The following is a 25,876-nucleotide window of genomic DNA, read 5'->3' as shown; positions in this document are numbered from 1 at the left end:
TTAAACAAAGAGAAGAACCATATTAAATTTGGAGGGATAGAAATGAATAAAAAAAGAACAGCATTAGCGAGTATTTTTCTCATATCAACAATGCTTTTATTTGGCTGCACAAATAAAGAAGTATCTGGGCCTCAGTCAGACAGGTTAAATATCGTGACTTCAGTTTTTGCACCCTATGACTTTGTAAGACAAATTGTAGGGGATAAAGCGGAGGTGAGCATGCTGTTACCACCGGCGGCAGAAAGTCATTCTTATGAACCGACACCACAAGATATTATCAAGATTCAAAATTGTGATGTCTTTATTTATGGAGGTGGAGATTCTGATGCTTGGGTAGATGGCATATTAGAATCTATTGATAATAAAGATATGAAAGTTATTAAGATGTTAGAATGTGTTGAACTTGTAGAAGAAGAAATAGTGGAAGGTATGCAGCATGAACACGATGAAGAGGATGAACATGCTAAAGCAGATGAACATGATGAAGCGGATGAACATCAAGATGAAGAAGCTCACCAGGAAGAACATGAGGAAGATCATGATCATGAAGCAGTTGAATACGATGAGCATGTATGGACCTCACCTAAAAATGCTATTAAGATTGTAAAGGCCATCGAAGCGGCTGTTATTGAAGCAGATGAGATAAATAAAACTGATTATGAAGAAAATACATCAGCTTATGTAAAACAATTACAAGATTTAGATGCAGCCTTTGAGAAAGTAATTGCTAGTGGTAAAAGAAAAGAAGTCATTTTTGCAGATCGCTTTCCACTACGTTACTTTGTAGAAGAATATGGGCTTAGCTATTATGCAGCTTTTCCAGGGTGTTCTACAGATACAGAGCCTAGTGCAGCAACAGTTGCCTTTTTAATTGACAAAGTGAAAGAAGATCAAATACCTGTGGTATTTCATATTGAGTTATCTAATGAAAGGATGGCAGATACCATTTGTGAGGCTACAGGAGCTAAAAAGCGCCTATTTAATGCTTGTCATAATATCACTAAAGAAGACTTTGAAAAGGGTGTTACCTACTTAGATGTGATGAAAGCTAATGTAGAAACCATTAAGGAGGCACTCAATTAAATGGCACTTATAACATGTAAAGAAGTGAAAATGGGATACGAGGGGAAGATCATATTAGACAATGTCAATTTTACTGTTAATCAGGGTGATTACCTCTGCATTATTGGAGAAAATGGTTCAGGGAAAAGTACATTGATGAAAGGCTTATTGAAACTTAAGTCAGCCTTAGGAGGGAAGATTGGTTATGGAGAAGGATTAGTAGCTAATCAAATTGGTTATTTACCACAACAAACAGATATTCAGCGTAATTTCCCAGCTAGTGTATATGAAGTTGTTTTATCTGGGAGGCTTAATCAGTTAGGCTGGAGACCTTTCTTCAACAATAAAGACAAAAAAGTAGTACTAGAAAAAATGGAATGGATGGGCATTAAGCATCTTAAAGGTCAGAGTTTTCAAGAACTATCAGGTGGTCAACAGCAAAGAGTTTTGTTAGCAAGAGCACTTTGTGCAACGCAAAAGTTATTATTACTAGATGAGCCGGTAGCAGGCTTAGACCCAGTTGTTACAGCTGAAATGTACGACCTTATTAAGACAATTAATGAGAAACATGATATTACAGTTATTATGATCTCTCATGATATAGAAGCAGCTGTTAAGTATGCTTCTCATATATTACAGTTAGGTAATAAGCAGCTGTATTTTGGAACAACGAAAGATTATTTAAATAGTGATATAGGAAGAACTTTTGTAGGAGGTGGAGCCAATGCTTAGTACCTTATCAGAAATGCTAGCTTATCCATTTTTAGTAAGAGCACTCATTGTAGGGACTTTAATTTCCCTATGTGCAGCCCTCTTAGGTGTAAGCTTGGTGCTCAAAAGATATTCTATGATTGGAGATGGCTTATCTCATGTAGGTTTTGGAACCTTAGCTATAGCCACAGCTCTCAATATGGCTCCCTTACAGCTGACTATACCAGTGGTTGTGCTAGCTGCCTTCTTTTTACTACATTTAAGTGAAAGTAGTAAGATAAAAGGAGATGCTGCTATTGCACTGATTTCAAGTGGTTCTTTAGCAATTGGGGTAATGACCGTTTCACTTACAACAGGCATGAATACAGATGTATGTAACTACTTATTTGGGAGCATTTTATCCTTAAGTCAAGCGGATGCAACCTTAAGTATTTATTTATCTATAGCAGTTCTTGTTTTATTTGTCATTTTTTATGTACGTTTATTTGCCATTACCTTTGATGAAACCTTTGCAAGGGCAACAGGTACTCATACAAAAGCTTATAATATGGTAATCGCATTTTTAACAGCTATTACTATTGTATTAGGGATGAGAATGATGGGAGCCTTGCTTATTTCAAGTCTTATTATTTTCCCTGCTTTAACAGCTATGAGGGTGTGTAAGAAATTCTTATCGGTAGTAATCTGTTCGGCTATGATCTCGTTAGTTTGCTTTGCAACTGGAATGGTGATTTCTTATGAATTTGCTACACCATCAGGTGCTAGTGTGGTTTCTGTTAATATTGTTATGTTCTTAGTATTCTCAATGATTGGTATGATTAGAGGAGGGGTAAAACGATGAAAGAAGCAATACGTATAGTAACAATAGTACTGGGGCTTTCTTTCATCATGACAGGGTGTACTACTAATGAAACACTTAGTAAAGACCAAGGAAGTAAGACTCAGAAAGAGCAAGAAGCAGCAGAAGAAATCATATTACCCAGTGAGAATACGAACACAAGTGATATTGTTAGTGATGAGCAAAAAAGTGTATCCCCTAGTGAGAATGATGTGACAAGTATAAATGAAGATGTAGAGGTATTAGAAATTACAGAAAAAATGTATGTGAGCTATGTGAATGAGATTTATACTAATACAGCTGAATATGAAGGGAAAAATATTAAATTAGAGGGTATGTTTACTTCTGCTTATGATGAAAGTACCAAGCAAACCTATTATTTTGTTTACCGAACAGGTCCAGGCTGCTGTAACAATGATGGGAGTATGTGTGGCTTTGAATTCACTACTAGTGACACAATACCTGAGGAAAATGATTGGATAGAAGTTATTGGTACTTTAGAGAGCTATGAGGAAAATGGCTATACGTATCTTACTTTAAGAGATGCAGAGGTAACTATTAAAACTGAACGTGGGCAAGAGGTAGTTTATCAATAAAAGCAAGGCACTTGTGAAAAACAAGTGCCTTTTTATGCGTAAAAATAGATGGCGCATATTTTCTTCAGAAAAATACATGAGTTTGATAGATAGAGGTAGTAACAGGTATAATAAAATAAGTACATATTGGGTTAAAGTATTCTGGATAAAAGAAATGGGGAAAAGTATGAAGTATAGATATGTAGTAGATTATAAAGAGGACAAGGTTTTAAGAGAGAGCTTTAATACATTGGCTATAAAAACATTTGATATTAACTTTAATAGTTGGTATGAAAAAGGACTTTGGGGAGATCAATATATTCCTTATTCCTTAGTGGATCATAATAAGGTGATTGCTAATATTTCTGTTAATCTTATGAGATTTCAGCAAGATGGCATAGCTAAGAATTATATTCAACTAGGTACAGTTATGACAGACGAAGCATATAGAGGCCAAGGACTAAGCAGATTTTTAATGGAACAAATACTAGTGGAGTATAAAGATAAAGTAGATGGTATCTACTTGTTTGGTAATGATAGTGTATTAGAATTTTATCCTAAGTTTGGATTTAAGCCAGCAAAGGAGTATCAATATAGTAAAAAGGTTTGTACGAAGGGCAATATGAAGACAGCCCAAAAGGTTGATATGTCAGAATGCAGTAACTGGGAAAAATTATTTACAGCTAGTAAAACAGCAGAACTAAATGGTAGATTAGCTATGAGCAATCAAGGACTATTAGGTTTTTGGATAACAGGCTATAAGAAAAATAGCATTTATTATATGCCAGAACAAAAGGCCTATGTTATAGCAGATATAGAAAATGAGGTACTAACACTCCACGAAATTTTTGCAGGTCAAAGATTAGCATTAGATGAGGTAATTACTGCTTTTGGCAGTGGTATTAAAGAAGTGATATTAGGATTTACACCTTATGAGATTGGAGGGTATACAATTAAACCTTATCATGAAGAGGATTGTACCTTGTTTATTATAGGAGACAACTTAAAGATTGTTGAGGAACAAAAGCTAATGTTTCCAACAGTATCACATGCATAGTTTTATAAGTATTATTGAACTAATAATGAACAGAATGATATAATTAGCAATATAGAATGTTTAAATTAATATTAAAAACGATGAGTTATTAAAGAGAAAGGAGAATTTTTATATGAGAAGATATGTTATTTGTGCATAGCAAGGGCTATTGCAGATTAAATTATGAAAAAATAGCCGTTGCTATTCCTAAACAATATTAATTTTTAGGAGGGCACAATGAGCTATAAGAAAGCTGAGGCAGTATTGCCAAATGAATTATTAGAGATGATACAAGAGTATATAGATGGGGAGTATCTTTATATTCCTAAGAAAGAAGAAAATAGAAAAATATGGGGAACCAATACTTCTATACGACAAGAACTTCAACTCAGAAATCAGCAAATCTATGCTGATTACAAAAAAGGAATATCTCCTCAAAAGCTAGGGGAGAAGTACTATTTGTCCTTAAAGAGTATTCAACGTATATTATTACAAGAGCGTAAAAAAAATGTATGAAAAATTATTTAGAGCAGCCAAAAGAAAGTAGTTCATGGCTGCTTTTACTATGGAGAAATGAAAGGAGCACCTATGATTATTTTAATAGGCGGTGAAAGTCACACTGGAAAAACTTTATTGGCACAAAGACTGCTTGAGAAGTATCACTTTCCATATACAAGTCTTGATCATATAAAGATGGGCTTAATTCGAGGGGATAAACATTGTGATTTTACAGCACTTGACTCAGATGATGTGATAGCTGAAAAGTTGTGGGGCATTGTTAAAGGGATGATTCAAACCTGTAGGGAGAATAAGCAAAATATCATTATTGAAGGATGTTATTTACCAGTGGAGAGGGTAAAAGAAGTTCTAGGGGAGGAAGTTATTGCATGCTATTTAATTTTTTCAAAGGATTATATTAGAAATCATTTTGATAAAGTACTAGAATATGAAAATGTTATTGAGCAAAGGAACTATCCAGAAGAAAGAAGTATAGAAACATTTATAGCAGAACATCAAAGGTTGAAAGCAAAGTGCATAGCCCATAGGGTTAAATATATTGAAATTACTGATGATTATAAAAGTGAGATAAAAGCTGCTTATGATTACATTGAAAGTAGTATGAAGCTAGAGTTAAGAACCTATGAGGAAGCAGACCTTACTGAAATTGGACAATTATTTTATGATACTGTTCATACAGTTAATGCTAAAGACTATTCCAAAGAAGCTCTAGATGCCTGGGCAAGTGGAAATATAGATGAGGTAAAATGGCATCAATCCTTACTGAGCCACTATAGTATTATTGCAAAATTGAATGATAAAATTGTTGGATTTGGAGATGTTGAAGGTAATTACCTCGATCGCTTGTATGTACATAAAGATTATCAAAATCGAGGTGTTGGTAGAGCTATTACAGAAAGATTAGAAGACTATGCAAAGCAAAATAAAGAAACCACTATTACTACATATGCGTCTCTTACAGCAAGACCATTTTTTGAGAAAAGAGGCTACCTAATAATAGAAGAGCAGCAAGTTAAAAGAAATGATGCATTACTTAAGCGTTTTAGAATGGTAAAAGAGCTATAGATAAGTTATTAATCAAATAAAAGAGGTCATATTCAGTCTGAAGAATATGGCCTTTTTACACTGTGAGAGAAAACCTTAAATGGAAAAGTATAGGAGATATGACATCCGTTTTTTGTAAAAGATTCAAGTTAAATGTTAAATTTATGTTAAATAATAGGTTTTTAAGTAAAATTTCAGTAAAAAAACTTGTGTTTTATCATATATATGAATACAATAAGTGAGGAGGTGGAGAAAAAATGGCGACTATAAAACAGATTTCTGAAATGGCTAATGTATCTATGGCGACTGTGTCAAGAGTACTTAATAAGGATGAAACAATTGCTGTTAGTGCAGAGGTAAGAAACAAGATTTTTGATATTGCCCATGAACTCCAATATATTCCACCCAAAAAACGTCGCATGAAAGCCGAAAAAGGCATTACTATTGGCATTGCAGATTGGCATATCATTAGAAAAGATGCCCACCATGTTAAACTTTCAGATTATGTTGGAATCGCAAGTAGATTTTGCACAGATCCAGTAGAATTTAAAAGGATGACATATGGTGAAGACATACAAGTAGATGGCATTATTGCTTTGGGACGCTTTTCAGAGGAAGAAGTACTCTATCTTAAGAAACAAAGCTATATGATTTTGTTTATTAATTCAGATAGACAAGATTATAAATATGACCGAATCATTATGGATTATAATGAAGGACTTATGCAAATGGTGTCATACATACTAGATGAACAAAAGTATGAAAGTCTAGGCTACATCGGCGCGTACTATGAGCAAGATGGTATTGTGATTGGAAAAACACGACATGAAGCACTTGTGACGATTCTTAAAGATAAAAATAAATATCAAGAAGAGCAATTTTTTATTGGTGAATTCAGTAAACAAAGTGGTTATGAAATGGCAAAAAAAGCTATTAGAGCTAATCATCTAGCCAAAGCAGTCTTGTTAGGCAATGACCAAATTGCAGAAGGTGCTTTAGAAGCTTTTGAAGAAGAAGGTCTTAAAGTACCAGAAGATGTTAGGGTCATTATTTATAAAGATATCGAGACATTAAGATCAAAATATCCTAGCTATATAGCTATTGAAATGTTTCCAGACTTTGTATGGGAAACAGCTATTAAGCTTTTAATAGAGCGTATAACAGGGGCAAGAACAGAAACGATGACTGTCATCTTACCTTCTAAATTTTGTGAGGGTAAAGTTTAAACTAGTTTTTAAAAACGTAAGTTTTTAAATATATACTTTTTAAAATTCAAAATTCTAATTGATGGAGGGAACAATGAAAAAATTTGGATCAATGCTTATGGCAATGGCATTAGGAATGAGTATGCTTGTAGGGTGTGGAAGCGGCACAGCTAATACAGGTACAACAGGAACAGAAGAAGGCGCTAAAACAATTGATAAATTAACAGTTGCATTCGTACCTTCTAAAGAGCCAGCAGAAATTGTAACAGCAACAGAGCCTTTAAAAGGAATGTTAAAAGAAGAGTTAGCTAAAGAGGGATACAACGTAGGCGAAGTAGAAATTACTGTAGGGACAAGCTTTGAAGCAGTAGGAGAAGCACTTAGTGCAGGGACAGCTGATGTAGGTTTAATTCCAGGTGGAACATACGTATTATACGATGATGGAGCAGAGCCAATCTTAACAGCAACACGTGATGCATTAAGCATTGAATCTGATAATGCAAAAGACTGGAATGATAAAAAACCAACTACAGGTCTTGATGAACAAGTAACATTCTATCGTTCATTAATCATTGCAGGTCCATCAGAAAAAGGTCAAGAGCTTGCAGCTAAAGTAAATGCAGGTGAAGCATTAACATGGGAAGACCTTAACTCAGCAAACTGGAGCATGATGTCTACAACATCACCAGCAGGTTACATTTATCCATCATTATGGTTACAAGAAAATTACGGAAAAAGTCTTACTGATTTAGCAAGTGTAGTACAAGCAGATTCTTATGGTAGTGCAATGGCTCGTCTTGCATCAGGTCAACTTGATATCGTAGTTGGTTATGCAGACTTACGTCGTGACAATGAAGAAAAATGGACATCAGAATTCGGAAGAACAGCATCTATTTGGGACGAAACAAATGTAATTGGTGTTACACCAGGTATTTACAATGATACAGTAAGTGTAAGTACAACATCTAAAATTATGACAGATGAATTTAAAAAAGCACTTCAAAATGCATTTATCAATATTGGTAATACAGACGCAGGTAAAGAAGTTATTGCTATCTACAGTCACAATGGTTACCAAGTAGCGTCACCATCTGACTATGATAATGAACGTGCAGCTCAAAAATTAATTCAAGAACTTAATGCAGCAAAATAATAAGTCATATTAAGGTAATGGGTGAGTTTTTAACTCCCCATTATTTTTAGCGTAAAGATAAAAAATTGTACTAAAATAATAATGTTAACACTAGTTCACATTATTAAGGAATCTTATTAACAGAGGGAATGGAGCGTTATATGATTAAATTTGATAATGTAAGTAAAGTTTATCCAAATGGTTTTAAGGGACTTAAGAATGTTTCTCTTGAAATTGAGCAAGGTGAATTTGTAGCCATTATTGGCCTTTCAGGAGCAGGAAAATCGACACTTATTCGTACTATTAATCGTGTACATGATATTTCAGAAGGGACATTAACTGTAGACGGCACAGATGTAAGTACCTTAAAAGGCAAATCTCTTAGAAAATTCCGTAGAGGAATAGGTATGATTTTTCAATCCTTTAACCTTGTTACAAGAACAACCGTTATTAAAAATGTTTTAACTTCTAATATTCCAGATTTACCATTTTGGAGAGTACTACTAGGGTGTTATCCTCAGGAGCACAAAGTAGCAGCATTAGAAGCTTTAGATAAAGTAGGTATTTTAGACAAAGCGTATGTGAGAGTTGATCAACTTTCAGGAGGACAACAACAAAGGGTTGCCCTTGCCAGAACGTTAGCACAACATCCAAAGATTATGCTAGCAGATGAACCTGTTGCGGCCCTAGACCCTGTAACAGCAAAACAAGTTATGGATGATTTCAAGCGTATTAATAAAGAAATGAATATCTCAGTACTCATTAATATTCACCACGTAGATTTGGCACTTGAATATGCTGACCGTGTTATTGGTATTAGAGCTGGTGAAATAGTGTATGATGGTCCAAGTAAAGATGTAACTAAGGAAATCTTAGACCAAATTTATTGTGGACAGGAAATTGGAGTAATGGAGGAGAAAAATGAGTTGGTACGATAAAATTTTTCCACCTAAGAAAATCCTATTAAGCGATGGCAAAGAAGTACTAGAAAAACGTTCACGTATGCCGTTGATTATTTTATTATTAGTTATTGCAGGGGCTATTTCTGTTAAAATCACAGGCTTTAATTTATCAACTCTTATGGAAAGAGGAAATGAGTTCTTTGTTATTTTAAAGAAAATGTTTCCACCAGAAACAAGCTATTTAAGTGCCATTTGGAAGCCTTTATTTGATACCATTAAGATGTCATTATTGGGCTCAGTTGTTGGTGGCATCATGGCAGTACCATTTGCTATCTTAGCAGCAAGTAACATCGTGAGTAATAAAGTGCTTGTAAGTATTATACGTTTATTTTTAAGTTTAGTAAGAACAATGCCAACTTTAGTGGTTGCCCTAATTGCTACTTATGTATTTGGTCTAGGAACCTTAGCTGGAACAACGGCTATTGCCATCTTTACTTTTGCTTATATTGGAAAATTACTTTATGAGCAAATTGAAACAGTAGACATGGGAGCTTATGAGGCAATGGAAGCTATAGGTGCTACAAAGCTTAGAGCCTTTCTTGCGGCAATAGTACCACAAGTGCTACCAAGCTATATTGCTAACTGCTTATTCTGCTTTGAAGGAAATGTACGTTATGCATCTATTCTAGGATATGTAGGTGCAGGTGGTCTTGGACTTATTTTAAATGAAAAAATTGGTTGGAGAGAGTACAGCAGTGTTGGAATGATTCTTGTTACCCTATTTATAGCAGTTATGATTATAGAAGGTATCAGTCATTATCTGCGTAAGAAATTAACTTAATAAGGAGGGGAACGAGATGAATGCAGAAATTAAAAAACAATTAGAAAGACAACCTAAAACATGGGTTTTTCAAATCATTTGTGCACTTGTTTTTGTGATTCTTGTGGCTTGGTCTAGTAGTGCAGTTAAGTTTACAGGGCTAGCGCAAGGAGGCATGGATATTGCCAAAAATATTTTAGTTGGTATCTTTACGCCAGATCCAGAGCTATTATTTAACTTTACAAATCAAGGTGTACCGTATCTTTTATTAGAAACAATGTGTATTGCTTTCTTAGGAACAATTGTAGGAGCTATACTTGCTGTGCCAATTGCATTCCTTAGTGCAACAAACATTGTACCGAAGCCTGTTGCCTTAATAGGCCGACTTATTATCATGGCAGTAAGAACAATACCTGCTTTTGTATATGGGCTTATGTTCATTAGGGTAACAGGACCAGGTCCTTTTGCAGGACTTTTAACCATGTCTCTTTGTTCTATAGGAATGGTTTCAAAAATGTATATTGAATCCATTGAAGATATGGATATTAAAATATTAGAGTCATTAGATGCATGTGGATGTACTACCTTCCAAAAAATTAGATATGGGATTTTACCACAACTTATGCCAGACTTTGCATCAACTATTATTTATCGTTTTGATATGAACCTTAGAGATGCTACTGTTCTTGGACTTGTAGGAGCAGGTGGTATCGGTGCACCACTTATTTTTGCTATGAATGCCTATAGATGGAATGAAGTAGGTGCAATTCTAGCAGGTCTTATTATTTTAGTTTTAGTCATCGAATTTATTTCAGGTAAAATCCGTGTTAAACTGGCTAGGGGGTAAGGTGATTGGAAAGACGACTTAAAATTTATTATACATCAGATACGCATGGTTATCTTTTCCCTACAGACTATGTGAACAAAGAAGAAAAACCCATGGGCGTGTTAAGCTGCAGTAAGTCTTTTGAAAAAGATGGTAATACCCTTATTTTAGATGGAGGGGATACCATTCAAGGATCGGCTTTTGCTAAATATATGTGGGAAAATCAAGCAGATGGCTGTGCTATTTCAGAAGTCTTTAACACAGCAGGGTATGATTATGTGACACTGGGTAATCATGATTTTAATTACGATTATAAAGGTGCGCATAGATATCTTAGTCATTTAAATGCGGCGTGTTTACTTGCTAATGTCATTGATCATAAAGGGGAACTTGGGTTAAAGCCTTATGTGATTCATACCTTAGAAAATGGTTTAAAAGTAGGGCTGATTGGTCTTGTAACAGACTATGTATCTCTGTGGGAAAAGCCAGAGCACCTTCAGCATTTAGAAATATTAGATACCTTTGAAACAGCTCAACGTACCCTTGAAGAAGTACGCCCTTTATGTGATATAACTATAGGGATTTATCATGGTGGTTTTGAAGCAGATCTTCAAACAGGAAAAACCTTAGCTAAAGGCAAAGAAAATGTAGGCTATCGCATGTGTAAGGAATTAGCATTCGATGTACTTTTAACAGCTCATCAACATATGCCAGTAGAAGGCACAGAAATTCATGGAACTTACGTTCTACAACTACCTTCTAATGCAGTAAAGTATGCAAAGCTAGAAGTGGTTGTAGGTGAAAAAGGTAAAGTGATAACAGCGGATTGCCTGACTCCAGAATCAATTAGTTTAAATGAAGTACCAGAAGCCTTAGTAGAGATGCAGGAGCAAGTACAAAGGTGGCTTGACCAAAAGGTAGGACGTTTTTCTAAACCTATTGAACCACTAAGTAAGTTAGAACTAGCCCTTCAAGGTTCTAAGCTAGCTGACTTTTGTAATAAGGTGCAACTTGCACACACAGGAGCAGATTTTTCTTGTACAAGCCTAGGAAATAATCCAATTGGCTTTAATGAGGAAGTCACAACAAGAGACATTATGGCAGCTTATCAGTTTCCTAATACCATTAAAGTATTAGAAATCGATGAGGCAACTTTAAAGAAAGCACTAGAACGCTCAGCGCAGTATTATACTTTAAAAGGCGGCGAAATAGTTATTTCAGAGTGTTTTGTAAGTCCTAAGGTAGAGCATTATAACTACGATTTCTTTGCAGGCTTTAACTATACTTTTGATATTTCTAAACCAATAGGGGAAAGAGTGACAAGTATCACTGTGAACGGAAAACCTCTAGAAAATAGGAAATATACAATTGCTATGAGTGATTATAGAGCTACAGGTACAGGTGGCTATGAATTTTATAGTGAATGTCCATTAGTAAGAGAATATGGTGTGGATATTCAAGAACTAGTTATTGAATACATTCGTAGTCATGAGTGTATTAGGATAGATGATAAAATTAATTTTGAAGTTAAATTTTAAAAAGTATATATAAAAAAGCCTTGATTATACTTGTAGGCAAGTATAATCAAGGCTTTTTCTAGTTGATGATATGAAATATTTGATTTTGTAAACAAAAAATATTTAATTATAATAAAAAAATAATTATATTTAGCAATTAATGATATAATTAAATTATATTTATTTCAACATAGAGGAGGCTAGAATGTCCATATATATTTTACTTGTAGCAGCAATTATATTGATATGTGTAGTACTCAATAAAATGTCCAGTAAGCTAGGTATTCCTATGCTACTTGCATTTATTGTGCTTGGGATGCTATTTGGTTCAGATGGTATAGTAAAAATCCCATTCGATAATTATGGTATCGTAGAGCAAGTTTGTTCGATTGCTTTAATTTTTATCATGTTTTATGGAGGATTCGGAACCAGCTGGAAACAAGCTAAGCCAATTGCCGTTAATGCAGTACTCCTTTCGTCAATAGGTGTTATTTTCACAGCACTACTAACAGGTCTTTTCTGTTATTTCTTATTAGGATTTGATTTTCTTGAAAGTATGTTAATCGGAGCTGTTATTAGCTCTACAGATGCCGCATCTGTATTTTCTATATTGCGCTCTAAACGACTTAATTTAAAGGATAATACGGCTTCATTATTAGAAGTAGAAAGTGGGAGTAATGACCCTTGTTCGTATATGCTTACAGTTATTATTTTAGCCATGATGAGTGGAGACTTTAGTGGTGGTCAGCTTGCTTACATGGTTTTCGCACAAGTTGTTTATGGCATTACTATAGGAGCTGGGATTGCATTAATAGCAACTTGGTGTTTGACTAAAATTAAATTTGCAACAGATGGTTTTGACACCATATTTGTATTTAGCATGCCGCTTATTGCTTATGCAGCATCTACACTACTTGGAGGAAATGGTTATTTAAGTACCTATATTTTAGGTATTATTTTAGGGAATCAAGCGATACCTAATAAAAAATCATTAGTTTACTTTTTTGATGGTATTACAGGCTTAATGCAAATGTTAATATTCTTTCTTTTAGGCCTTTTATCTTTTCCATCTGAATTACCAAAAATCTTATTACCTTCATTAGCAATTGCTATCTTTGTAACTTTTGTTGCACGTCCATTAGCAGTTTTTGCTATTTTATTACCTTCTAAAGGAACAATAAATCAAAAGCTATTAGTTTCTTGGTCAGGGCTAAGGGGAGCAGCTTCAATCGTTTTTGCTATTATGGCTACTGTTAGTCCAACGTATATGAAAAATGATATTTTTCATATGGTATTCTTTATTGTTTTATTTTCAATCAGCTTACAAGGTTCTTTAATACCATTTATGGCTAAAAAACTTGATATGATTGATGATAATAGTAATGTTATGAAGACTTTCAGTGATTATTCAGATGAGGAGCCTATACAATTTATTAAACTTCCAATTTCAAAAAATCACTTATGGAGTGGTAAAAAAATAAAGGAGATTTCCTTACCCCCGGATATTTTACTTGTATTAATCATAAGAGGGAATAAACGAATTATACCTAAAGGGAGTACAACCATTCTCTCAGGAGATGTTATTATACTTAGTGCTCTTTCGTTGCAAGAGGATTTTGAAGCACATCTTACTGAAATGAAGATCGATAAAGATAATAATTGGATAGGAAAACCATTAGCAGAGATTACACTAGGACCAGAAAAATTAGTTATTGTGGTTAAACGTAATCATAAAGTTATCATTCCAAATGGAAAAACAATCGTTAAAGAAAATGATATTTTAGTGATTAGTCAATTGTAAGAATAGTCAAATGATAAGGCTTATATGTTATTGGTATTCATAATACATATAGATATTAATGGAATTCAAAAAAAGATGATTCCTGTACAATACAGAAATCATCTTTTTAGTGTTGTCTAATTTTTTTTATTCTCCTCTTTAGATAGAGGATACTTTAGTCAGTTGTATAGCTCTTTTGCGTCTACTATTTTGGTACAGAGTAGAAGCATCTTTTTGGAGAGATAATACGTTCTTCAGCTTTAAGTTCTTTGATTGCTTTATCAAGGTCTTTTTTCTCAGCACCAAGAGCAGCTGCTATATCGCCAGGTCTCATAGCCTCTGAATTAGATAGTAATTCAACAACTTTATCTTTTAATTCCATAGTCAATCACCTTTCTTTTAATACTAAAATGATATTGATAGCAATACTATAGCATAAGTTTAAATACTTATCAAATGATAATTATTCTTTCGAGTTTTTTAAGTCTATTGTCGTTAAACGAAATAATCATGTGAGGATTCCAAATGGAAAAACATGAATAGGAATAAATAACTTTCAAATAGAAAACCCTATTTTAAACAATGAAAATAGAGGAAAAAAGAATGATAATAAAAGTTTCAAAAGAAGATAAGATGTCAGAATCTCTATTAATTGGTATGCTACTTGCCTTTGTGGGAGGATATTTAGATATTTACTCTTATTTGGCAAGAGGAAAGGTGTTTGCCAATACACAAACAGGCAATTTAGTTTTACTAGGCTATAACATTGCACAAGGAGACATGAAAAAGGTTATTTATTACTTGCTCTCTATCTCAGCTTTTATAGTGGGGGTTTGGCTTGCTAAAATAATAGAGCACAAATTTAAGGGCGGAAAGTACTTTTATTGGCTTCACATGATATTAGTTATTGAAATAAGTACTTTATTTATGGTGATGCTTATTCCAGAAGGAGCCTTTAATGTACTAGCTAATATGATGCTATCCTTTGTTTGTGCTATGCAGGTACAAAGCTTTCGTAAGGTAAATGGTAAAGCTTACTCCACCGTTATGTTTACAGGTAATCTAAAGAATCTAGCAGAGCAGGCCTCTCATTACTATATAACCAAAGAAACCGAAGCACTAGAAGCTAGTCTTATTTATTTAAGCATTATAGTGATGTTTGTTATGGGAGGATGGTTGGGGGCACTGACAACTATAGAATATCATGTAAAAGCAGTTGGTCTTATTAATATTGTTTTAGCCATTGTTTTAATTCTCTTATACCAAGAAAAAAGAAAAATATAGCTCCTTATTTTACTTCATAAATAATAATAAGGTAGTCTTAAGAATAAGGTGGGTATAAGATGAGAGTATAAGTGTTAGGAGATTGAGGGTGAAATGAAGTGAGTTATGAAACGATGAGTGACTTTTTTACAGCCAGAGTAGAAGGATATGACGCACATATGCTAAAAAATGTTGGGGGATGTAAGGAAGGGTATAAAAAATTGGCAACCTTCATTCCTAGGAATACTGTCAGGCTTTTAGACTTAGGTTGCGGAACAGGTCTTGAGTTAGATGAGATTTTTAAAGTTTTACCCGGTGTAGAGGTGACAGGAATAGACTTAACAAAAGCTATGTTAGACAAGCTTAAGGAAAAACACCCTGATAAAGCATTGAAACTTATTCATGGCAGTTATTTTGAGTGTGATTTAGGAATAGAACAATATGATATAGCCATTTCTTTTCAGACCATGCACCACTTTTCTCATGAAGATAAAGTTCAGCTTTACACAAAAATTTATAAAAGTCTTAAGATGGGCGGGCAATATATTGAATGTGATTATATGGTGGAATTACAGGAAGAAGAGGATTACTGGTATAGCGCAAATGCTAAAGTAAGAGAAGAATTACATATTCCAGCAGGAGCATTTTATCATTATGATACGCCTTGTACTGTATCTAATCAAAAGAAACTCTTTCAATTGGCAGGATTCAGTCAGGTTAAAGAGGTATGGCGAAAAGAAAATACGACTATTGTAATAGGAAAAAAGCAAAAATAAAAATCTATTAATAAAGAACAAAGTTTTTAAGTAAGGAACCTAAGGTGCAAAGAAAATACTTTTCTGTTATAATGAATTCATATTATTACAATAGGGCAAATATGGATGAAAGTGTAAATAAACTAGTTTAGGATCAGGAGGAAACAGAAAAGATGCATAATGATATTTTATCAATAGGTAGCATTACTATTCATGGCTATGGGCTCATGATAGCAATAGGTTTTATGGTTGCATTATTAGTAGGTACATACAGGGCGAAAAAGAAGGGTTTAGATCCAGAGGTAGTCAGTAGCATTGCTATGCTAGCCATTGTATGTGGTTTTTTAGGAGCCAAATTATTATATGTCATAGTTGAATTTGATGATTTTCTTAAAAGTCCAATGGATGTTATTGGTTCAGAAGGCTTTGTTGTTTATGGTGGTATTATTGCAGGGGCGTTATCAGCCATTATTTATTGCCGTATAAAAAAAATCAGTTTTATGAGCTATTTTGATTTGATGATGCCATCTGTAGCGATTGCACAAGGTTTTGGAAGAATAGGATGCTTCTTAGCAGGCTGTTGCTATGGCATGGAAACTCAATCAATGCTAGGTGTGATATTCCCAGAGGGCAGTTTAGCACCAGCAGGTATAAAGTTATTACCAACCCAATTATTTTCTTCAGCTGGGGACTTCCTTATTGCAGGCATTTTGATTTGGTTTTCAAGTAAGTCAAGGTGTAAAGGAGATACAGGTGCACTTTACTTACTACTCTATGGGATTGGTAGATTTGCTATAGAATTTTTAAGAAATGATGAAAGAGGCATTGTGGGGATGCTTTCTACTTCTCAATTTATTTCTATCTTCTTTGTGATAGGAGCGCTGATTTTATTTTTAATCAATCATCGAAATAATAAAATGAATACAACGCTAGATGCTTAAAAGTAAGATAAGTAGATGGATTTTATTTAGATAAAATAGAAATAATAAGCCACAGTATTTCTTTCATGTAAAGAGAAACTGTGGCTTATTATTTTAATATCATTTATTTAGAAGGATATGAAATGTCCTAGTGGATGGTATAAGCTGATATACCATGTTCCATGGCATCAAGGCCTTTAAACTCTTCATCCGCATCTACACGAAGCCCAATAGTTTCAGAAAACAAAAAAATACTTGTAGAAAAAGATACAGTTGGATTATTTGTTAGTTTACCCTTGATAGGAAAGAAAAGTGATAATAAAATAAAACAAATCAAGTAGTTTATTTTACTTAAAAATTAAGGTAATCAGATAGTATTTTAACTAGAAAAATTAAAAATTTATTATTGATGGAGGTTCATTATGAATTACGGTTTTTTTGATGAAAAAAACAGAGAATATGTTATTACTAATCCTAATACACCAGCACCATGGGCTAACTATTTAGGTTCTCCTGAATATGGTGCTATTATTTCTCACAATGCAGGGGGCTATAGCTTTGTAAAAAGCGGGGCTAATGGTCGTATTTTACGTTATGTGTTTAACCAAGAAGATAAACCAGGCCGTTATATTTATTTAAGAGATGATGAAACAAGTGATTATTGGTCAGCTTCTTGGCAACCTGTAGGTAAGAGTCTTGAGACCTATAAAAGTGAATGTCACCATGGAACAGCTTATACTAATATTAAAGCGGATTACTCAGGGATTCATTCAGAAGCCTTATACTATGTGCCACTTAACAAGACTTATGAAGTATGGCGCTTAAAAGTAACCAATACTAGCGACAGGCCTAGAAATCTTTCAGTATTTGGTTATGCAGAATTCACTAACGAAAACAACTATGAAAATGACCAGGTTAACCTACAATATACATTATTCATTACACGTACATACTTTAAGGGCAATAAAATTCTTCAAACGATTAATGAAAACTGTCACAAAGGCTGCAATGGTAGCAATCGTAAAGAACGTTTCTTAGGTTTAGTTGGCTCAGAAGTAGCTTCTTACAATGGTGATAAAGCCAGCTTTTTAGGACGTTACCGCAGCTATGGAAATCCTATTGCAGTAGAAAAAGGAGCTTGTGATAATGTTCTTAACTACAATAGCAATGGTTGTGGTGCACTTCAAACGAAGATTACTTTAGCACCAGGAGAAACCAAAGAAATGGCCTTTGTACTTGGTCAGTATAATGATGAAGAATCAGCAGCTATTTTATCAAGTTATGAAAATTTAAGTAAAGTAGACCAAGAGCTTGAAGAACTTAAAGCTTACTGGCATGGTAAACTTAGCAACCTTTATGTGCAAACACCAAGCAGTGAATTTAATAATATGATTAATACATGGAATGCTTATCAATGCTTTATTACCTTTATCTGGTCAAGAGCAGCATCTTTTATCTACTGTGGCCTAAGAAATGGTTATGGTTACCGTGATACCGTTCAAGATATTCAAGGAATCATTCATCTTGATCCAGAAATGGCTAAAGAAAAAATTATCTTTATGCTTTCAGCTCAAGTAGATAATGGTGGAGGTTTACCACTAGTTAAATTTGATCATAATGCAGGACATGAAGATACACCAGATGACCCTTCTTATGCTCAAGCAACAGGTCATCCTGCATACCGCGCTGATGATGCACTTTGGTTATTCCCAACCATTTTAAAATACATTGGTGAATCAGGAGATAAAGATTTTATTAATGAAGTGATTCCTTATGCTAATAAAGACGAAGGAACAGTTTATGATCACTTAAAGAGAGCGATTAACTTTTCAATGGAACGTCTTGGAGCACATCATATGCCAGCTGGTTTACATGCCGATTGGAATGACTGCTTAAGACTGGGTAAGAAAGGAGAATCTTCTTTCGTAGCTCTTCAACTTTACTATGCCATGAGTGTACTTCGTGACTTTGCATCAGACTTAAATGACACAGACTATATTGCTTACTTAGATGAAGTTCAAAAAGTTTTAGGTGATACAATCCAAGAAAATTGTTGGGAGGATGACCGCTTTATCCGTGGATTTAAAGAAGATGGAGAAGTGATTGGCTCTAAGAAAGATCCAGAAGCAAGCATGTGGCTAAATCCTCAATCTTGGTCAGTTATCAGTGGTCTAGCAACAAAAGAACAAGCAGAGAAAGCTTTAGAATCAGTTTATAGGGAACTTAATACTAAGTATGGTGCACGTGTTATGGCACCATCTTATAAAGATCATGCCTTTGACGGTGCCCTTGCCTTACTTTTCAATGGTTCAACTAAAGAAAATGGTGGTATTTTCTCACAACCTCAAGGATGGATTATCCTAGCTGAAGCTTTAATGGGGCATGGCAATCGTGCTTTTGAGTACTTTATGGAAAGCTCACCAGCTGCTCAAAATGACAATGCAGATGTACGTATATTAGAACCATACGTACATGGTCAATTCACAGAAAGTGTTGAAAGTCCATTTGAAGGACGTTCACATGTACACTGGTTAACAGGTACAGCTTCTACTGTGATGGTAGGCTGTGTAGAAGGTATTCTTGGCCTTCGTCCTGACCTTGACGGTATTAAATTAGAACCAGCTATTCCAAGCGATTGGAAGACATTCACTATGGATAAAGTATTCCGTGGTAAGAAGTTACACATTACAGTTAATAATCCAAGTGGAGCTGAAGGTGGCTATAAAGCTTGTTACTTAAATGGAGATAAATTAGATAGCAATTATATTTTTGCAGCAGCGCTGAAAGATGAAAATGAAATTATTTTAGAGATGTAATAGAATGAAATACCACTCAAGTTATAAGCATGGATGACTTGGGTGGTATTTTTTGTTGAAAAGGTAATAGAGTATCTCATTTGGATACAAGCAGCTATTGACTAAAGTTGTATACTAATAACGTAAGTTAGAAGTATGATTTGAAGGGAGGAAGAGCAAATGTGGATGATTTTTGCATTTGGTTCAGCCTTGTTTGCAGGGCTTACAGCTATTTTAGCTAAGTGCGGCATTAAGCATACAGATTCTAATGTAGCTACAGCCCTTAGAACAATAGTTGTTTTATTCTTTTCTTGGATGATGGTTTTTATAGCAGGAAAGCAAGGAGAATTAAGTGCCATTGAAAGTAAAACCTTGATTTTTTTAGTATTATCAGGAGTGGCAACAGGAGCCTCATGGCTTTGTTATTTTAAGGCCTTACAGGTAGGAGATGTTAATAAAGTAACGCCTATTGATAAGTCTAGTACCATATTAACCATGTTATTAGCTTTCATTTTATTAGGAGAGCCAATAACATTCATCAAGTTAGTAGCCATGTTTTTAATTGGTGGTGGGACGTATTTGATGATTCAAAAGCAGGAAGGGGTTACAAAGGAGTCAAAAGGGAAATCTTGGCTTGCCTTTGCCATTAGTTCGGCTATTTTTGCCAGTTTGACCTCTATCTTGGGTAAAGTAGGTATTGAAGGTATAGATTCTACACTAGGAACAGCTATACGTACCATTGTCGTTTTAGTGATGGCATGGCTTGTGGTATTTATTACAGGAAAGCAACATACCATTAGAAAAATTGATAAGCAAAGTTGGCTATTTATTATTTTATCAGGTTTTACAACAGGAGCTTCGTGGCTTTGCTATTATAGAGCGCTCCAAACGGGTCCAGCCAGTGTTGTAGTACCTATTGATAAACTGAGTATTTTAGTAACCATTGGCTTTTCTTATGTTGTATTTCGTGAAAAGCTTCATAAAAAATCAGCATTGGGACTTTTCTTTATTGTAATAGGAACTTTAGCTTTATTATTATAAGTAGGTAAAAGAAAGTAGCTAATAAACAACTGGGGGACAAAAGCAATAATAAACTAAAAGACTAACAAAGAAATGGGGCGATGAGATGATACAAGATTTAAGCTCACATCACTTTCAAAATGAATATAGTTATAATGCACCAGTTCAAGGAGATATAACTTTTATATTTGCAGGAAGAGATGTACTTGTAAAAAAGCATGAAGGAGAAATAACTTTCCCCAAATATGAGGATTTAGCACATAAGGAAGTTAAATTCATTTATTTATTTACCATAGATGATGCGCAGTATTATTTAGCAGATATAAAAGGGCAACAAATCATAGAGGGCTATAACTTTGAAAACATTAACTTATTACGAACGCTTAAGCCACAACATGTAGCCTTTGCAGCTGTCACAGCATATCATTTATTTAATTGGTATAGAACGAATCAATTTTGTGGTTGCTGTGGTAAACCTATGGTACATAGTGGAATGGAAAGAGCCCTATGCTGTAATGCCTGTGGCAATGTGGTTTATCCTAGAATTTCGCCAGCAGTTATTGTAGGTGTAACTGATGGCAATAAACTGCTTATGACTAAATATGCAGGACGAGATTATCAAAAATATGCTCTAGTAGCTGGTTTTTGCGAGATTGGTGAATCAGCAGAAAAAACCATAGAACGAGAAGTCATGGAGGAAGTGGGACTTAAAGTAAAGAACATTCGCTACTACAAAAGTCAACCATGGGGTTTCGCAGGTGATTTGCTTTTAGGCTATTTTGCAGAAGTAGATGGTAGTAACGAAATTAAGCTAGACGAAGAGGAATTATCAGAGGGCGTTTGGATGGAAAGGGAAGCTATTTCGCCAGAAGGTGATGGTATCACTCTTACTTCAGAAATGATTTTACACTTTAAGAATCACATGAAATAGTCAAGAACTACAGATTCTTATTTTAATAGAAAACAATATACCAAAGAAAAGTGGCTTTTAAAGGAAAGCCACTTTTTTAGTGAGCAAAATATTTCCATGTCTAATTCTGATTAAGTAGTGAAGTAGTTCCATTGATTGACCTACAAGGGACTCAAGTGAATGAACCTCTTTACACCCAAGAAAAGTTAAAAAGGAGCAAATTGATAAAACGAGTAAAATGATGTAAAATGGGTGAATATGTAGAATGAGGAGGAAATATGAAGAAGGTAAAATTATATCATAACTTTATTAAGCGTAATGTTTTTTATCTCTTATTAAGCTTATCTCTTATAGGAATGACAGGTTGTAATACTAATCCGTCACAAAATCCATCAGTAAAAGTGGCAGGAGAGGTGGAACAAACCCCTACTCCAACCCCTACTCCACAAGAAGAAATGCAGGCTGGTCCTGTAGCAACTGAGGTGCCTCAGGAGCAGATGCCGCAGGAAAAAGTAACCGAAGCTGAGATTCATTTTATAGATACAGGGAATTCAGATGCTATTTTAATTATGGCAGAAAATCAGGCGATGCTTATTGATGGAGGAGATAATGATGATGAGCAGCGTGTTGTTAACTATCTTAAAGAGCAAGGAGTTAGTGAGCTAGAGTATGTTATAGCCACCCATCCTCATGCAGATCATATTGGTGGTCTAGATGCTGTCATTGAATCTTGTAAAGTGAAACAATTACTAGTAGCTAATGGTGACGCTGAGACTAAGACTTATACAGACTTTATTAAGGCAGCCATGAATAAAGGATTAAGTCCAAGTGTGCCTCTAGAAGATAGTAAGTTTTCATTAGGTAATACTTACTTCACTATTATGAATACCTATGGTGCAAATGATACAAACAATCAATCTTTAGTCATTGAATATGTCAATGGTGAAGATAAGATTTTACTTATGGGAGATGCAGAAAAAGAAGTAGAAGAAGCGCTTTTACCAAAGCTTTCAAAAGTAGATTTATTAAAAGTAGGGCATCATGGTTCAAGCAGTAGTACAACTGAGGAATTCTTACAAAAGGTTAATCCAACTTACAGCGTCATCTTATGTAGTGCAGGGAATAAATATGGTCATCCACACACAGAAACCATGATAAAGCTACAAGGTACAGAGGTACATAGAAGCGATGAATGTGGTACCATTATTTTCAAATCAACAGGAAAAGGCTTAGTAACCGATTGTAAAATAGGAAGCTACACATCAGGAAGTGATACTAAAGCCAACCTACCTCAAAGTGACACCTCAAGTGATACGACATCAAAACCTGACAATTCAAATGCTACTACGGAAACTACTACCAATCCAAGCATGGAGAGTACAGAGGTAGTTTATTGGACACCAAAAGGAAAAAGTTATCATACAACTAAGGGCTGTTCCGCGTTAGCTAGGAGTAAAACAATCTTAAGTGGAACGATCAGTGAAAGTGGTAAATATGACCCTTGTGATAGGTGTCATTAATAGAATAAAAAGATAATGTATAGAACTGATTTAAGAAGCTATGATGATTCTTAAGTCAGTTTTTTATTTGTTGCCACTCTGTTGTTCCAAATATTCAGCCTAATATTTACTTATTGTGTCAGCTATATTAAGATTAGCTTAAGTGAATGTTAGTTTTGGGATATTTAAATTAAAAGACTTAAGATATATTGGAAATATGGTCATAGAGATAAAGTAATTTAAAAGAGGTGGTCATATGAATAATAGTATTTGTAGAAGCGCATTAGATAGAGAATATAAGCTATTATCTCAATTAGCATATGAATCCGAGGCATATTGGCAATATAATCAATCTTACATGGATATATTTAAAGAAAAATACAATATAACAGTAGAGTGGATTAAGCAATATGAAGTACGAGTATTAGAGGTAGAAGGTGAAATTGCAGGTTTTTGGGGAGCTAAACGATATAAAGAAAAACTTGAGTTAGAGTATTTTTATATAGAAGTAGGGCATATCGGTAAAGGCAATGGTAAACTTCTGTGGAAGGATTTATTAAGTTGGTGTAAGGCACAAGGCATTTTAGAAATGGAGTTTGTAACAAGTGAGCAAGTGATACCTTTCTATGAAAAACAAGGAGCAAAAGTTATAGGAAGGGTAAGCTCGGAGATAGATGGAAGAGCTATTCCTTTATTAAGATGCAAGCTAGAATAGAGAGTGTGATTGATAAGTAGATTACATATAAAAGAGGGGGATAATAAGATGTTAAGACTAAGACCATTTAAAATGAGAGATGCAGCTTATTTAGTGAACTGGCTAAAAGATGAAAGAAGTTTCAAAATGTGGAGTGCAGATAAGTTCGACTATCCTTTGTCAGTAGAGCAACTAAAAAATTATAAAGAGAAGTATGAAGAGGATGAATTCGGCTGGATTTTTGTAGCTTTAGATGATAAGGGAATACCAGTAGGACACTTTTTGATGAGGATGGCAGATTATGAGAAAAATAGTGTACATCTTGGCTTTATTATAGTGGATCCTAATATTAGAGGAAAAGGCTATGGCGTAGAGATGGTAAGTTTAGGGGTGAAATATGCTTTTGAAATACTCAAAGTAAAGAGAGTGACTTTAGGCGTATTTGATGTAAATCCAGTGGCAGAGGCCTGCTACAAAAAAGTTGGATTTATTACAGAAACTTATCACAAAGATATTTTTACTTATGGTGATGAAAAGTGGGGAATATTTAGTATGGCTATTTGTCGGTGATTTAATTTGGTTATTTGAGCGTAATTGAGAGAGGCGGATTATCATCATAAATGCAGGACAAATTTCAATTTAGTTAGAATAAGCAACAACAATTTATTACAAAAGGGGATGAGGTAATGAAGAAGGTACGAAGGGGAGCACTTATTTTTGGCATCATTTTGTTAAGTGTTATACTAGCTATTATAAGTCATGCTATTTTACCAGCAGATTTGAACTTGGCAGAACTAAATAGTCTATTAGTAAAGGAATTTGGTTTTCCAGTAGTGGCTTGCTTATATTTTCTTGTGCTTTATTGCCACTGTAGTATGAGTATTTTTCGTTATGGAAAAGAAGCAAGCTTAAATAAATGGCAGATTGGTGTGCGTTTTGGTCTTGCTTTTGGACTTTTATATCAAGTAGGAATGCTGGAAATTACTCCAGATCTAACTTCTTTTACCCTGGAATTTGTAAAGCACCAATTTTTAATAGGATTAGGAGATTTCTTACCAGTACTCATACTTTGTGTATTACTAAGCTTATTATTGGAGCGGAAAGAAAATAATAAAAAATGTTTACTACCCCTAGAAAAGAAAACAGTAACAGTGATCGTGATTGCACAAGCCTTCTTTTTAGAACGTATTGTAGGTTATGAAATAGGAATAGTGGATAGTGCTTATGAAGCATGTAAGTGGCCTTGTGTTTTTTGGAATGTGGTCATGGGTATAACCTTTGGGGTTAGTTATGTTTTATTATTACCTATTTTTCAGCAGTATAAAAATAAAGCCATTCATCTAATGGGAGTAGCAATAGGATTAAACTGGCTATGGTTTAATGGGTTTATAGTACTAGTAATAGAAGGGACTTTAGGTGTTATGCTTATAAGGGGACTATTAGATGTAGGAGTCTTAGTATTAGTAACCTTTTTACTAGAAAAAGGTTACTTAAGAGATGAGTTGGAAATACAATTTTAGTAATGATAGTAGGTAGAAAGTGTTTGATAAGATTAGACTTATAGATACTTTAGTAGAATTAAAAATAAATAAGTCGGATAACTAGTAATAGATAGTTCTCCGACTTATTTAGATGCTTTATATTTCAAGTTCTGCTACCAATTCAGGCTTAAGAATGCCTAGAATATTGCTACGATGAAGAGCATTTTCTGGACAATGATCAATAGCATAAGTGCCTATCAATCTTGTATTTTTCCTGGATGAAGGATAATTACCTTCAAAAGAACATTTAAAAAGCTGATAAGCAGGCTGTTGACTTCCAGGAGCTAGACAATCTGGCTTAATAACGAGTATCTTACCAGTAAAATTAATATAGTGAGTACAGGGAATACAGTCGTCCATGGTATAAAAGCTTGTTTTTACATTTTCCATTTTCATAATATCACCGTACTTATAAAGCTGCTTAATATATGTTTATGCAATAAGTTAAAAAATATTAGATGTATAATTGATAAATACCCTTTCTTAGATGATGGAGATGACTAAAAAGTATG

Annotated in this window: 27 protein-coding genes; 24 read left to right on the top strand and 3 right to left on the bottom strand. The window is 34.3% G+C overall.

The window, feature by feature from the left end:
* The first annotated feature begins 42 nt into the window (after nucleotides 1-42).
* From CLOLE_RS16255 to CLOLE_RS16185, 14 genes are all read left to right on the top strand, one after another.
* Nucleotides 43-1,083 (top strand): metal ABC transporter substrate-binding protein, encoded by a 1,041-nt coding sequence (locus tag CLOLE_RS16255; protein WP_013658223.1) that lies wholly within the window; start codon nucleotides 43-45, stop codon nucleotides 1,081-1,083.
* Nucleotides 1,084-1,794 carry a metal ABC transporter ATP-binding protein gene (locus CLOLE_RS16250; protein WP_013658222.1) on the top strand — a complete coding sequence of 237 codons (711 nt, stop codon included), beginning with the start codon at nucleotides 1,084-1,086 and terminating at the stop codon, nucleotides 1,792-1,794.
* Nucleotides 1,787-2,614: a metal ABC transporter permease gene (locus CLOLE_RS16245; protein ID WP_013658221.1), complete on the top strand. Its 828-nt coding sequence runs from the start codon at nucleotides 1,787-1,789 to the stop codon at nucleotides 2,612-2,614. The genes CLOLE_RS16250 and CLOLE_RS16245 overlap by 8 nt, the downstream gene beginning before the upstream one ends.
* The gene (locus CLOLE_RS16240; protein WP_013658220.1) at nucleotides 2,611-3,207 is read left to right on the top strand and encodes a TIGR03943 family putative permease subunit; all 597 of its coding nucleotides are present in this window, start codon (nucleotides 2,611-2,613) and stop codon (nucleotides 3,205-3,207) included. The genes CLOLE_RS16245 and CLOLE_RS16240 overlap by 4 nt, the downstream gene beginning before the upstream one ends.
* Before the next feature lie 34 nt (nucleotides 3,208-3,241).
* A complete protein-coding gene (locus CLOLE_RS16235) occupies nucleotides 3,242-4,243 on the top strand; it encodes a GNAT family N-acetyltransferase (RefSeq protein WP_242825748.1) in 1,002 nt (333 codons plus the stop codon).
* Nucleotides 4,244-4,459: 216 nt separating this feature from the next.
* Entirely contained in the window at nucleotides 4,460-4,738 is a 279-nt protein-coding gene (locus CLOLE_RS16230) for a CD3324 family protein (RefSeq protein WP_013658218.1), read from the top strand.
* Nucleotides 4,739-4,795: 57 nt separating this feature from the next.
* Nucleotides 4,796-5,806 carry a GNAT family N-acetyltransferase gene (locus tag CLOLE_RS23925; RefSeq protein WP_330369275.1) on the top strand — a complete coding sequence of 337 codons (1,011 nt, stop codon included), beginning with the start codon at nucleotides 4,796-4,798 and terminating at the stop codon, nucleotides 5,804-5,806.
* Between the two features lie 236 nt (nucleotides 5,807-6,042).
* Nucleotides 6,043-7,011 carry a substrate-binding domain-containing protein gene (locus CLOLE_RS16215; protein ID WP_013658216.1) on the top strand — a complete coding sequence of 323 codons (969 nt, stop codon included), beginning with the start codon at nucleotides 6,043-6,045 and terminating at the stop codon, nucleotides 7,009-7,011.
* A gap of 73 nt (nucleotides 7,012-7,084) precedes the next feature.
* Nucleotides 7,085-8,143: a phosphate/phosphite/phosphonate ABC transporter substrate-binding protein gene (locus tag CLOLE_RS16210; protein WP_013658215.1), complete on the top strand. Its 1,059-nt coding sequence runs from the start codon at nucleotides 7,085-7,087 to the stop codon at nucleotides 8,141-8,143.
* 140 nt (nucleotides 8,144-8,283) lie between these two features.
* The gene (gene phnC / locus CLOLE_RS16205; protein ID WP_013658214.1) at nucleotides 8,284-9,060 is read left to right on the top strand and encodes a phosphonate ABC transporter ATP-binding protein; all 777 of its coding nucleotides are present in this window, start codon (nucleotides 8,284-8,286) and stop codon (nucleotides 9,058-9,060) included.
* Entirely contained in the window at nucleotides 9,044-9,865 is an 822-nt protein-coding gene (gene phnE / locus CLOLE_RS16200; protein WP_013658213.1) for a phosphonate ABC transporter, permease protein PhnE, read from the top strand. Before phnC ends, phnE (CLOLE_RS16200) begins: the two co-directional genes overlap by 17 nt.
* Nucleotides 9,866-9,881: 16 nt before the next feature.
* Complete coding sequence (gene phnE, locus CLOLE_RS16195; RefSeq protein ID WP_013658212.1) at nucleotides 9,882-10,691, top strand: phosphonate ABC transporter, permease protein PhnE; 810 nt, start codon at nucleotides 9,882-9,884, stop codon at nucleotides 10,689-10,691.
* A 5-nt stretch (nucleotides 10,692-10,696) separates the two neighbouring features.
* Entirely contained in the window at nucleotides 10,697-12,208 is a 1,512-nt protein-coding gene (locus CLOLE_RS16190; RefSeq protein ID WP_013658211.1) for a bifunctional metallophosphatase/5'-nucleotidase, read from the top strand.
* A 184-nt stretch (nucleotides 12,209-12,392) separates the two neighbouring features.
* Entirely contained in the window at nucleotides 12,393-13,988 is a 1,596-nt protein-coding gene (locus CLOLE_RS16185) for a potassium/proton antiporter (RefSeq protein ID WP_013658210.1), read from the top strand.
* A 184-nt stretch (nucleotides 13,989-14,172) separates the two neighbouring features.
* Here the strand turns inward: CLOLE_RS16185 and CLOLE_RS16180 are convergent, their stop codons facing one another.
* Entirely contained in the window at nucleotides 14,173-14,349 is a 177-nt protein-coding gene (locus CLOLE_RS16180; protein ID WP_013658209.1) for a hypothetical protein, read from the bottom strand.
* A gap of 221 nt (nucleotides 14,350-14,570) precedes the next feature.
* Here CLOLE_RS16180 and CLOLE_RS16175 point away from each other — a divergent pair, with 221 nt between their 5' ends.
* From CLOLE_RS16175 to CLOLE_RS16165, 3 genes are all read left to right on the top strand, one after another.
* Nucleotides 14,571-15,251 carry a YoaK family protein gene (locus tag CLOLE_RS16175; RefSeq protein WP_013658208.1) on the top strand — a complete coding sequence of 227 codons (681 nt, stop codon included), beginning with the start codon at nucleotides 14,571-14,573 and terminating at the stop codon, nucleotides 15,249-15,251.
* Between the two features lie 98 nt (nucleotides 15,252-15,349).
* Nucleotides 15,350-16,006, top strand: coding sequence for a class I SAM-dependent methyltransferase (locus tag CLOLE_RS16170; RefSeq protein ID WP_013658207.1), 657 nt, complete (start codon nucleotides 15,350-15,352; stop codon nucleotides 16,004-16,006).
* A gap of 152 nt (nucleotides 16,007-16,158) precedes the next feature.
* The gene (locus tag CLOLE_RS16165) at nucleotides 16,159-16,926 is read left to right on the top strand and encodes a prolipoprotein diacylglyceryl transferase (protein WP_013658206.1); all 768 of its coding nucleotides are present in this window, start codon (nucleotides 16,159-16,161) and stop codon (nucleotides 16,924-16,926) included.
* Nucleotides 16,927-17,053: 127 nt separating this feature from the next.
* On the opposite strand, the gene CLOLE_RS23280 is transcribed toward CLOLE_RS16165, so the two are convergent.
* Nucleotides 17,054-17,242, bottom strand: a complete 189-nt coding sequence (locus tag CLOLE_RS23280; protein ID WP_041713063.1) for an ammonium transporter — start codon at nucleotides 17,240-17,242, stop codon at nucleotides 17,054-17,056.
* An 85-nt stretch (nucleotides 17,243-17,327) separates the two neighbouring features.
* On the opposite strand from CLOLE_RS23280, the gene CLOLE_RS16155 reads away from it, so the two are divergent.
* From CLOLE_RS16155 to CLOLE_RS16125, 7 genes are all read left to right on the top strand, one after another.
* A complete protein-coding gene (locus CLOLE_RS16155; protein ID WP_013658205.1) occupies nucleotides 17,328-19,721 on the top strand; it encodes a GH36-type glycosyl hydrolase domain-containing protein in 2,394 nt (797 codons plus the stop codon).
* A gap of 159 nt (nucleotides 19,722-19,880) precedes the next feature.
* Nucleotides 19,881-20,741, top strand: coding sequence for an EamA family transporter (locus CLOLE_RS16150; protein WP_013658204.1), 861 nt, complete (start codon nucleotides 19,881-19,883; stop codon nucleotides 20,739-20,741).
* A gap of 85 nt (nucleotides 20,742-20,826) precedes the next feature.
* On the top strand, nucleotides 20,827-21,651 hold the full coding sequence (gene nudC, locus CLOLE_RS16145; RefSeq protein ID WP_013658203.1) for an NAD(+) diphosphatase: 825 nt from the start codon (nucleotides 20,827-20,829) through the stop codon (nucleotides 21,649-21,651).
* 257 nt (nucleotides 21,652-21,908) lie between these two features.
* Entirely contained in the window at nucleotides 21,909-23,150 is a 1,242-nt protein-coding gene (locus CLOLE_RS16140) for a ComEC/Rec2 family competence protein (protein ID WP_013658202.1), read from the top strand.
* Between the two features lie 235 nt (nucleotides 23,151-23,385).
* A complete protein-coding gene (locus CLOLE_RS16135; protein ID WP_013658201.1) occupies nucleotides 23,386-23,844 on the top strand; it encodes a GNAT family N-acetyltransferase in 459 nt (152 codons plus the stop codon).
* A gap of 48 nt (nucleotides 23,845-23,892) precedes the next feature.
* Complete coding sequence (locus tag CLOLE_RS16130) at nucleotides 23,893-24,393, top strand: GNAT family N-acetyltransferase (RefSeq protein WP_013658200.1); 501 nt, start codon at nucleotides 23,893-23,895, stop codon at nucleotides 24,391-24,393.
* Between the two features lie 116 nt (nucleotides 24,394-24,509).
* Nucleotides 24,510-25,343, top strand: a complete 834-nt coding sequence (locus CLOLE_RS16125; protein ID WP_013658199.1) for a hypothetical protein — start codon at nucleotides 24,510-24,512, stop codon at nucleotides 25,341-25,343.
* Nucleotides 25,344-25,460: 117 nt separating this feature from the next.
* On the opposite strand, the gene CLOLE_RS16120 is transcribed toward CLOLE_RS16125, so the two are convergent.
* Nucleotides 25,461-25,754 (bottom strand): hypothetical protein, encoded by a 294-nt coding sequence (locus CLOLE_RS16120; RefSeq protein WP_162145087.1) that lies wholly within the window; start codon nucleotides 25,752-25,754, stop codon nucleotides 25,461-25,463.
* Between the last annotated feature and the right edge of the window lie 122 nt (nucleotides 25,755-25,876).

Origin of the sequence: Cellulosilyticum lentocellum DSM 5427 (assembly GCF_000178835.2) — a bacterium.
GTDB classification, from domain to species: Bacteria; Bacillota; Clostridia; order Lachnospirales; family Cellulosilyticaceae; genus Cellulosilyticum; species Cellulosilyticum lentocellum.
The sequence above is the reverse complement of the archived record's forward strand: the minus strand, read 5'-3'. Positions and strand labels throughout refer to the sequence as shown.

Excerpts from the sequence above, each read along its gene's own strand:
- CLOLE_RS16255 (WP_013658223.1), top strand. The coding sequence starts at position 43 with ATGAATAAAAAAAGAACAGCATTAGCGAGTATTTTTCTCATATCAACA.
- CLOLE_RS16250 (WP_013658222.1), top strand. The coding sequence starts at position 1,084 with ATGGCACTTATAACATGTAAAGAAGTGAAAATGGGATACGAGGGGAAG.
- CLOLE_RS16245 (WP_013658221.1), top strand. The coding sequence starts at position 1,787 with ATGCTTAGTACCTTATCAGAAATGCTAGCTTATCCATTTTTAGTAAGA.
- CLOLE_RS16240 (WP_013658220.1), top strand. The coding sequence starts at position 2,611 with ATGAAAGAAGCAATACGTATAGTAACAATAGTACTGGGGCTTTCTTTC.
- CLOLE_RS16235 (WP_242825748.1), top strand. The coding sequence starts at position 3,242 with ATGCGTAAAAATAGATGGCGCATATTTTCTTCAGAAAAATACATGAGT.
- CLOLE_RS16230 (WP_013658218.1), top strand. The coding sequence starts at position 4,460 with ATGAGCTATAAGAAAGCTGAGGCAGTATTGCCAAATGAATTATTAGAG.
- CLOLE_RS23925 (WP_330369275.1), top strand. The coding sequence starts at position 4,796 with ATGAAAGGAGCACCTATGATTATTTTAATAGGCGGTGAAAGTCACACT.
- CLOLE_RS16215 (WP_013658216.1), top strand. The coding sequence starts at position 6,043 with ATGGCGACTATAAAACAGATTTCTGAAATGGCTAATGTATCTATGGCG.
- CLOLE_RS16210 (WP_013658215.1), top strand. The coding sequence starts at position 7,085 with ATGAAAAAATTTGGATCAATGCTTATGGCAATGGCATTAGGAATGAGT.
- phnC (WP_013658214.1), top strand. The coding sequence starts at position 8,284 with ATGATTAAATTTGATAATGTAAGTAAAGTTTATCCAAATGGTTTTAAG.
- phnE (WP_013658213.1), top strand. The coding sequence starts at position 9,044 with ATGAGTTGGTACGATAAAATTTTTCCACCTAAGAAAATCCTATTAAGC.
- phnE (WP_013658212.1), top strand. The coding sequence starts at position 9,882 with ATGAATGCAGAAATTAAAAAACAATTAGAAAGACAACCTAAAACATGG.
- CLOLE_RS16185 (WP_013658210.1), top strand. The coding sequence starts at position 12,393 with ATGTCCATATATATTTTACTTGTAGCAGCAATTATATTGATATGTGTA.
- CLOLE_RS16180 (WP_013658209.1), bottom strand. The coding sequence starts at position 14,349 with ATGGAATTAAAAGATAAAGTTGTTGAATTACTATCTAATTCAGAGGCT.
- CLOLE_RS16175 (WP_013658208.1), top strand. The coding sequence starts at position 14,571 with ATGATAATAAAAGTTTCAAAAGAAGATAAGATGTCAGAATCTCTATTA.
- CLOLE_RS16165 (WP_013658206.1), top strand. The coding sequence starts at position 16,159 with ATGCATAATGATATTTTATCAATAGGTAGCATTACTATTCATGGCTAT.
- CLOLE_RS16155 (WP_013658205.1), top strand. The coding sequence starts at position 17,328 with ATGAATTACGGTTTTTTTGATGAAAAAAACAGAGAATATGTTATTACT.
- CLOLE_RS16150 (WP_013658204.1), top strand. The coding sequence starts at position 19,881 with ATGTGGATGATTTTTGCATTTGGTTCAGCCTTGTTTGCAGGGCTTACA.
- nudC (WP_013658203.1), top strand. The coding sequence starts at position 20,827 with ATGATACAAGATTTAAGCTCACATCACTTTCAAAATGAATATAGTTAT.
- CLOLE_RS16140 (WP_013658202.1), top strand. The coding sequence starts at position 21,909 with ATGAAGAAGGTAAAATTATATCATAACTTTATTAAGCGTAATGTTTTT.
- CLOLE_RS16135 (WP_013658201.1), top strand. The coding sequence starts at position 23,386 with ATGAATAATAGTATTTGTAGAAGCGCATTAGATAGAGAATATAAGCTA.
- CLOLE_RS16130 (WP_013658200.1), top strand. The coding sequence starts at position 23,893 with ATGTTAAGACTAAGACCATTTAAAATGAGAGATGCAGCTTATTTAGTG.
- CLOLE_RS16125 (WP_013658199.1), top strand. The coding sequence starts at position 24,510 with ATGAAGAAGGTACGAAGGGGAGCACTTATTTTTGGCATCATTTTGTTA.
- CLOLE_RS16120 (WP_162145087.1), bottom strand. The coding sequence starts at position 25,754 with ATGGAAAATGTAAAAACAAGCTTTTATACCATGGACGACTGTATTCCC.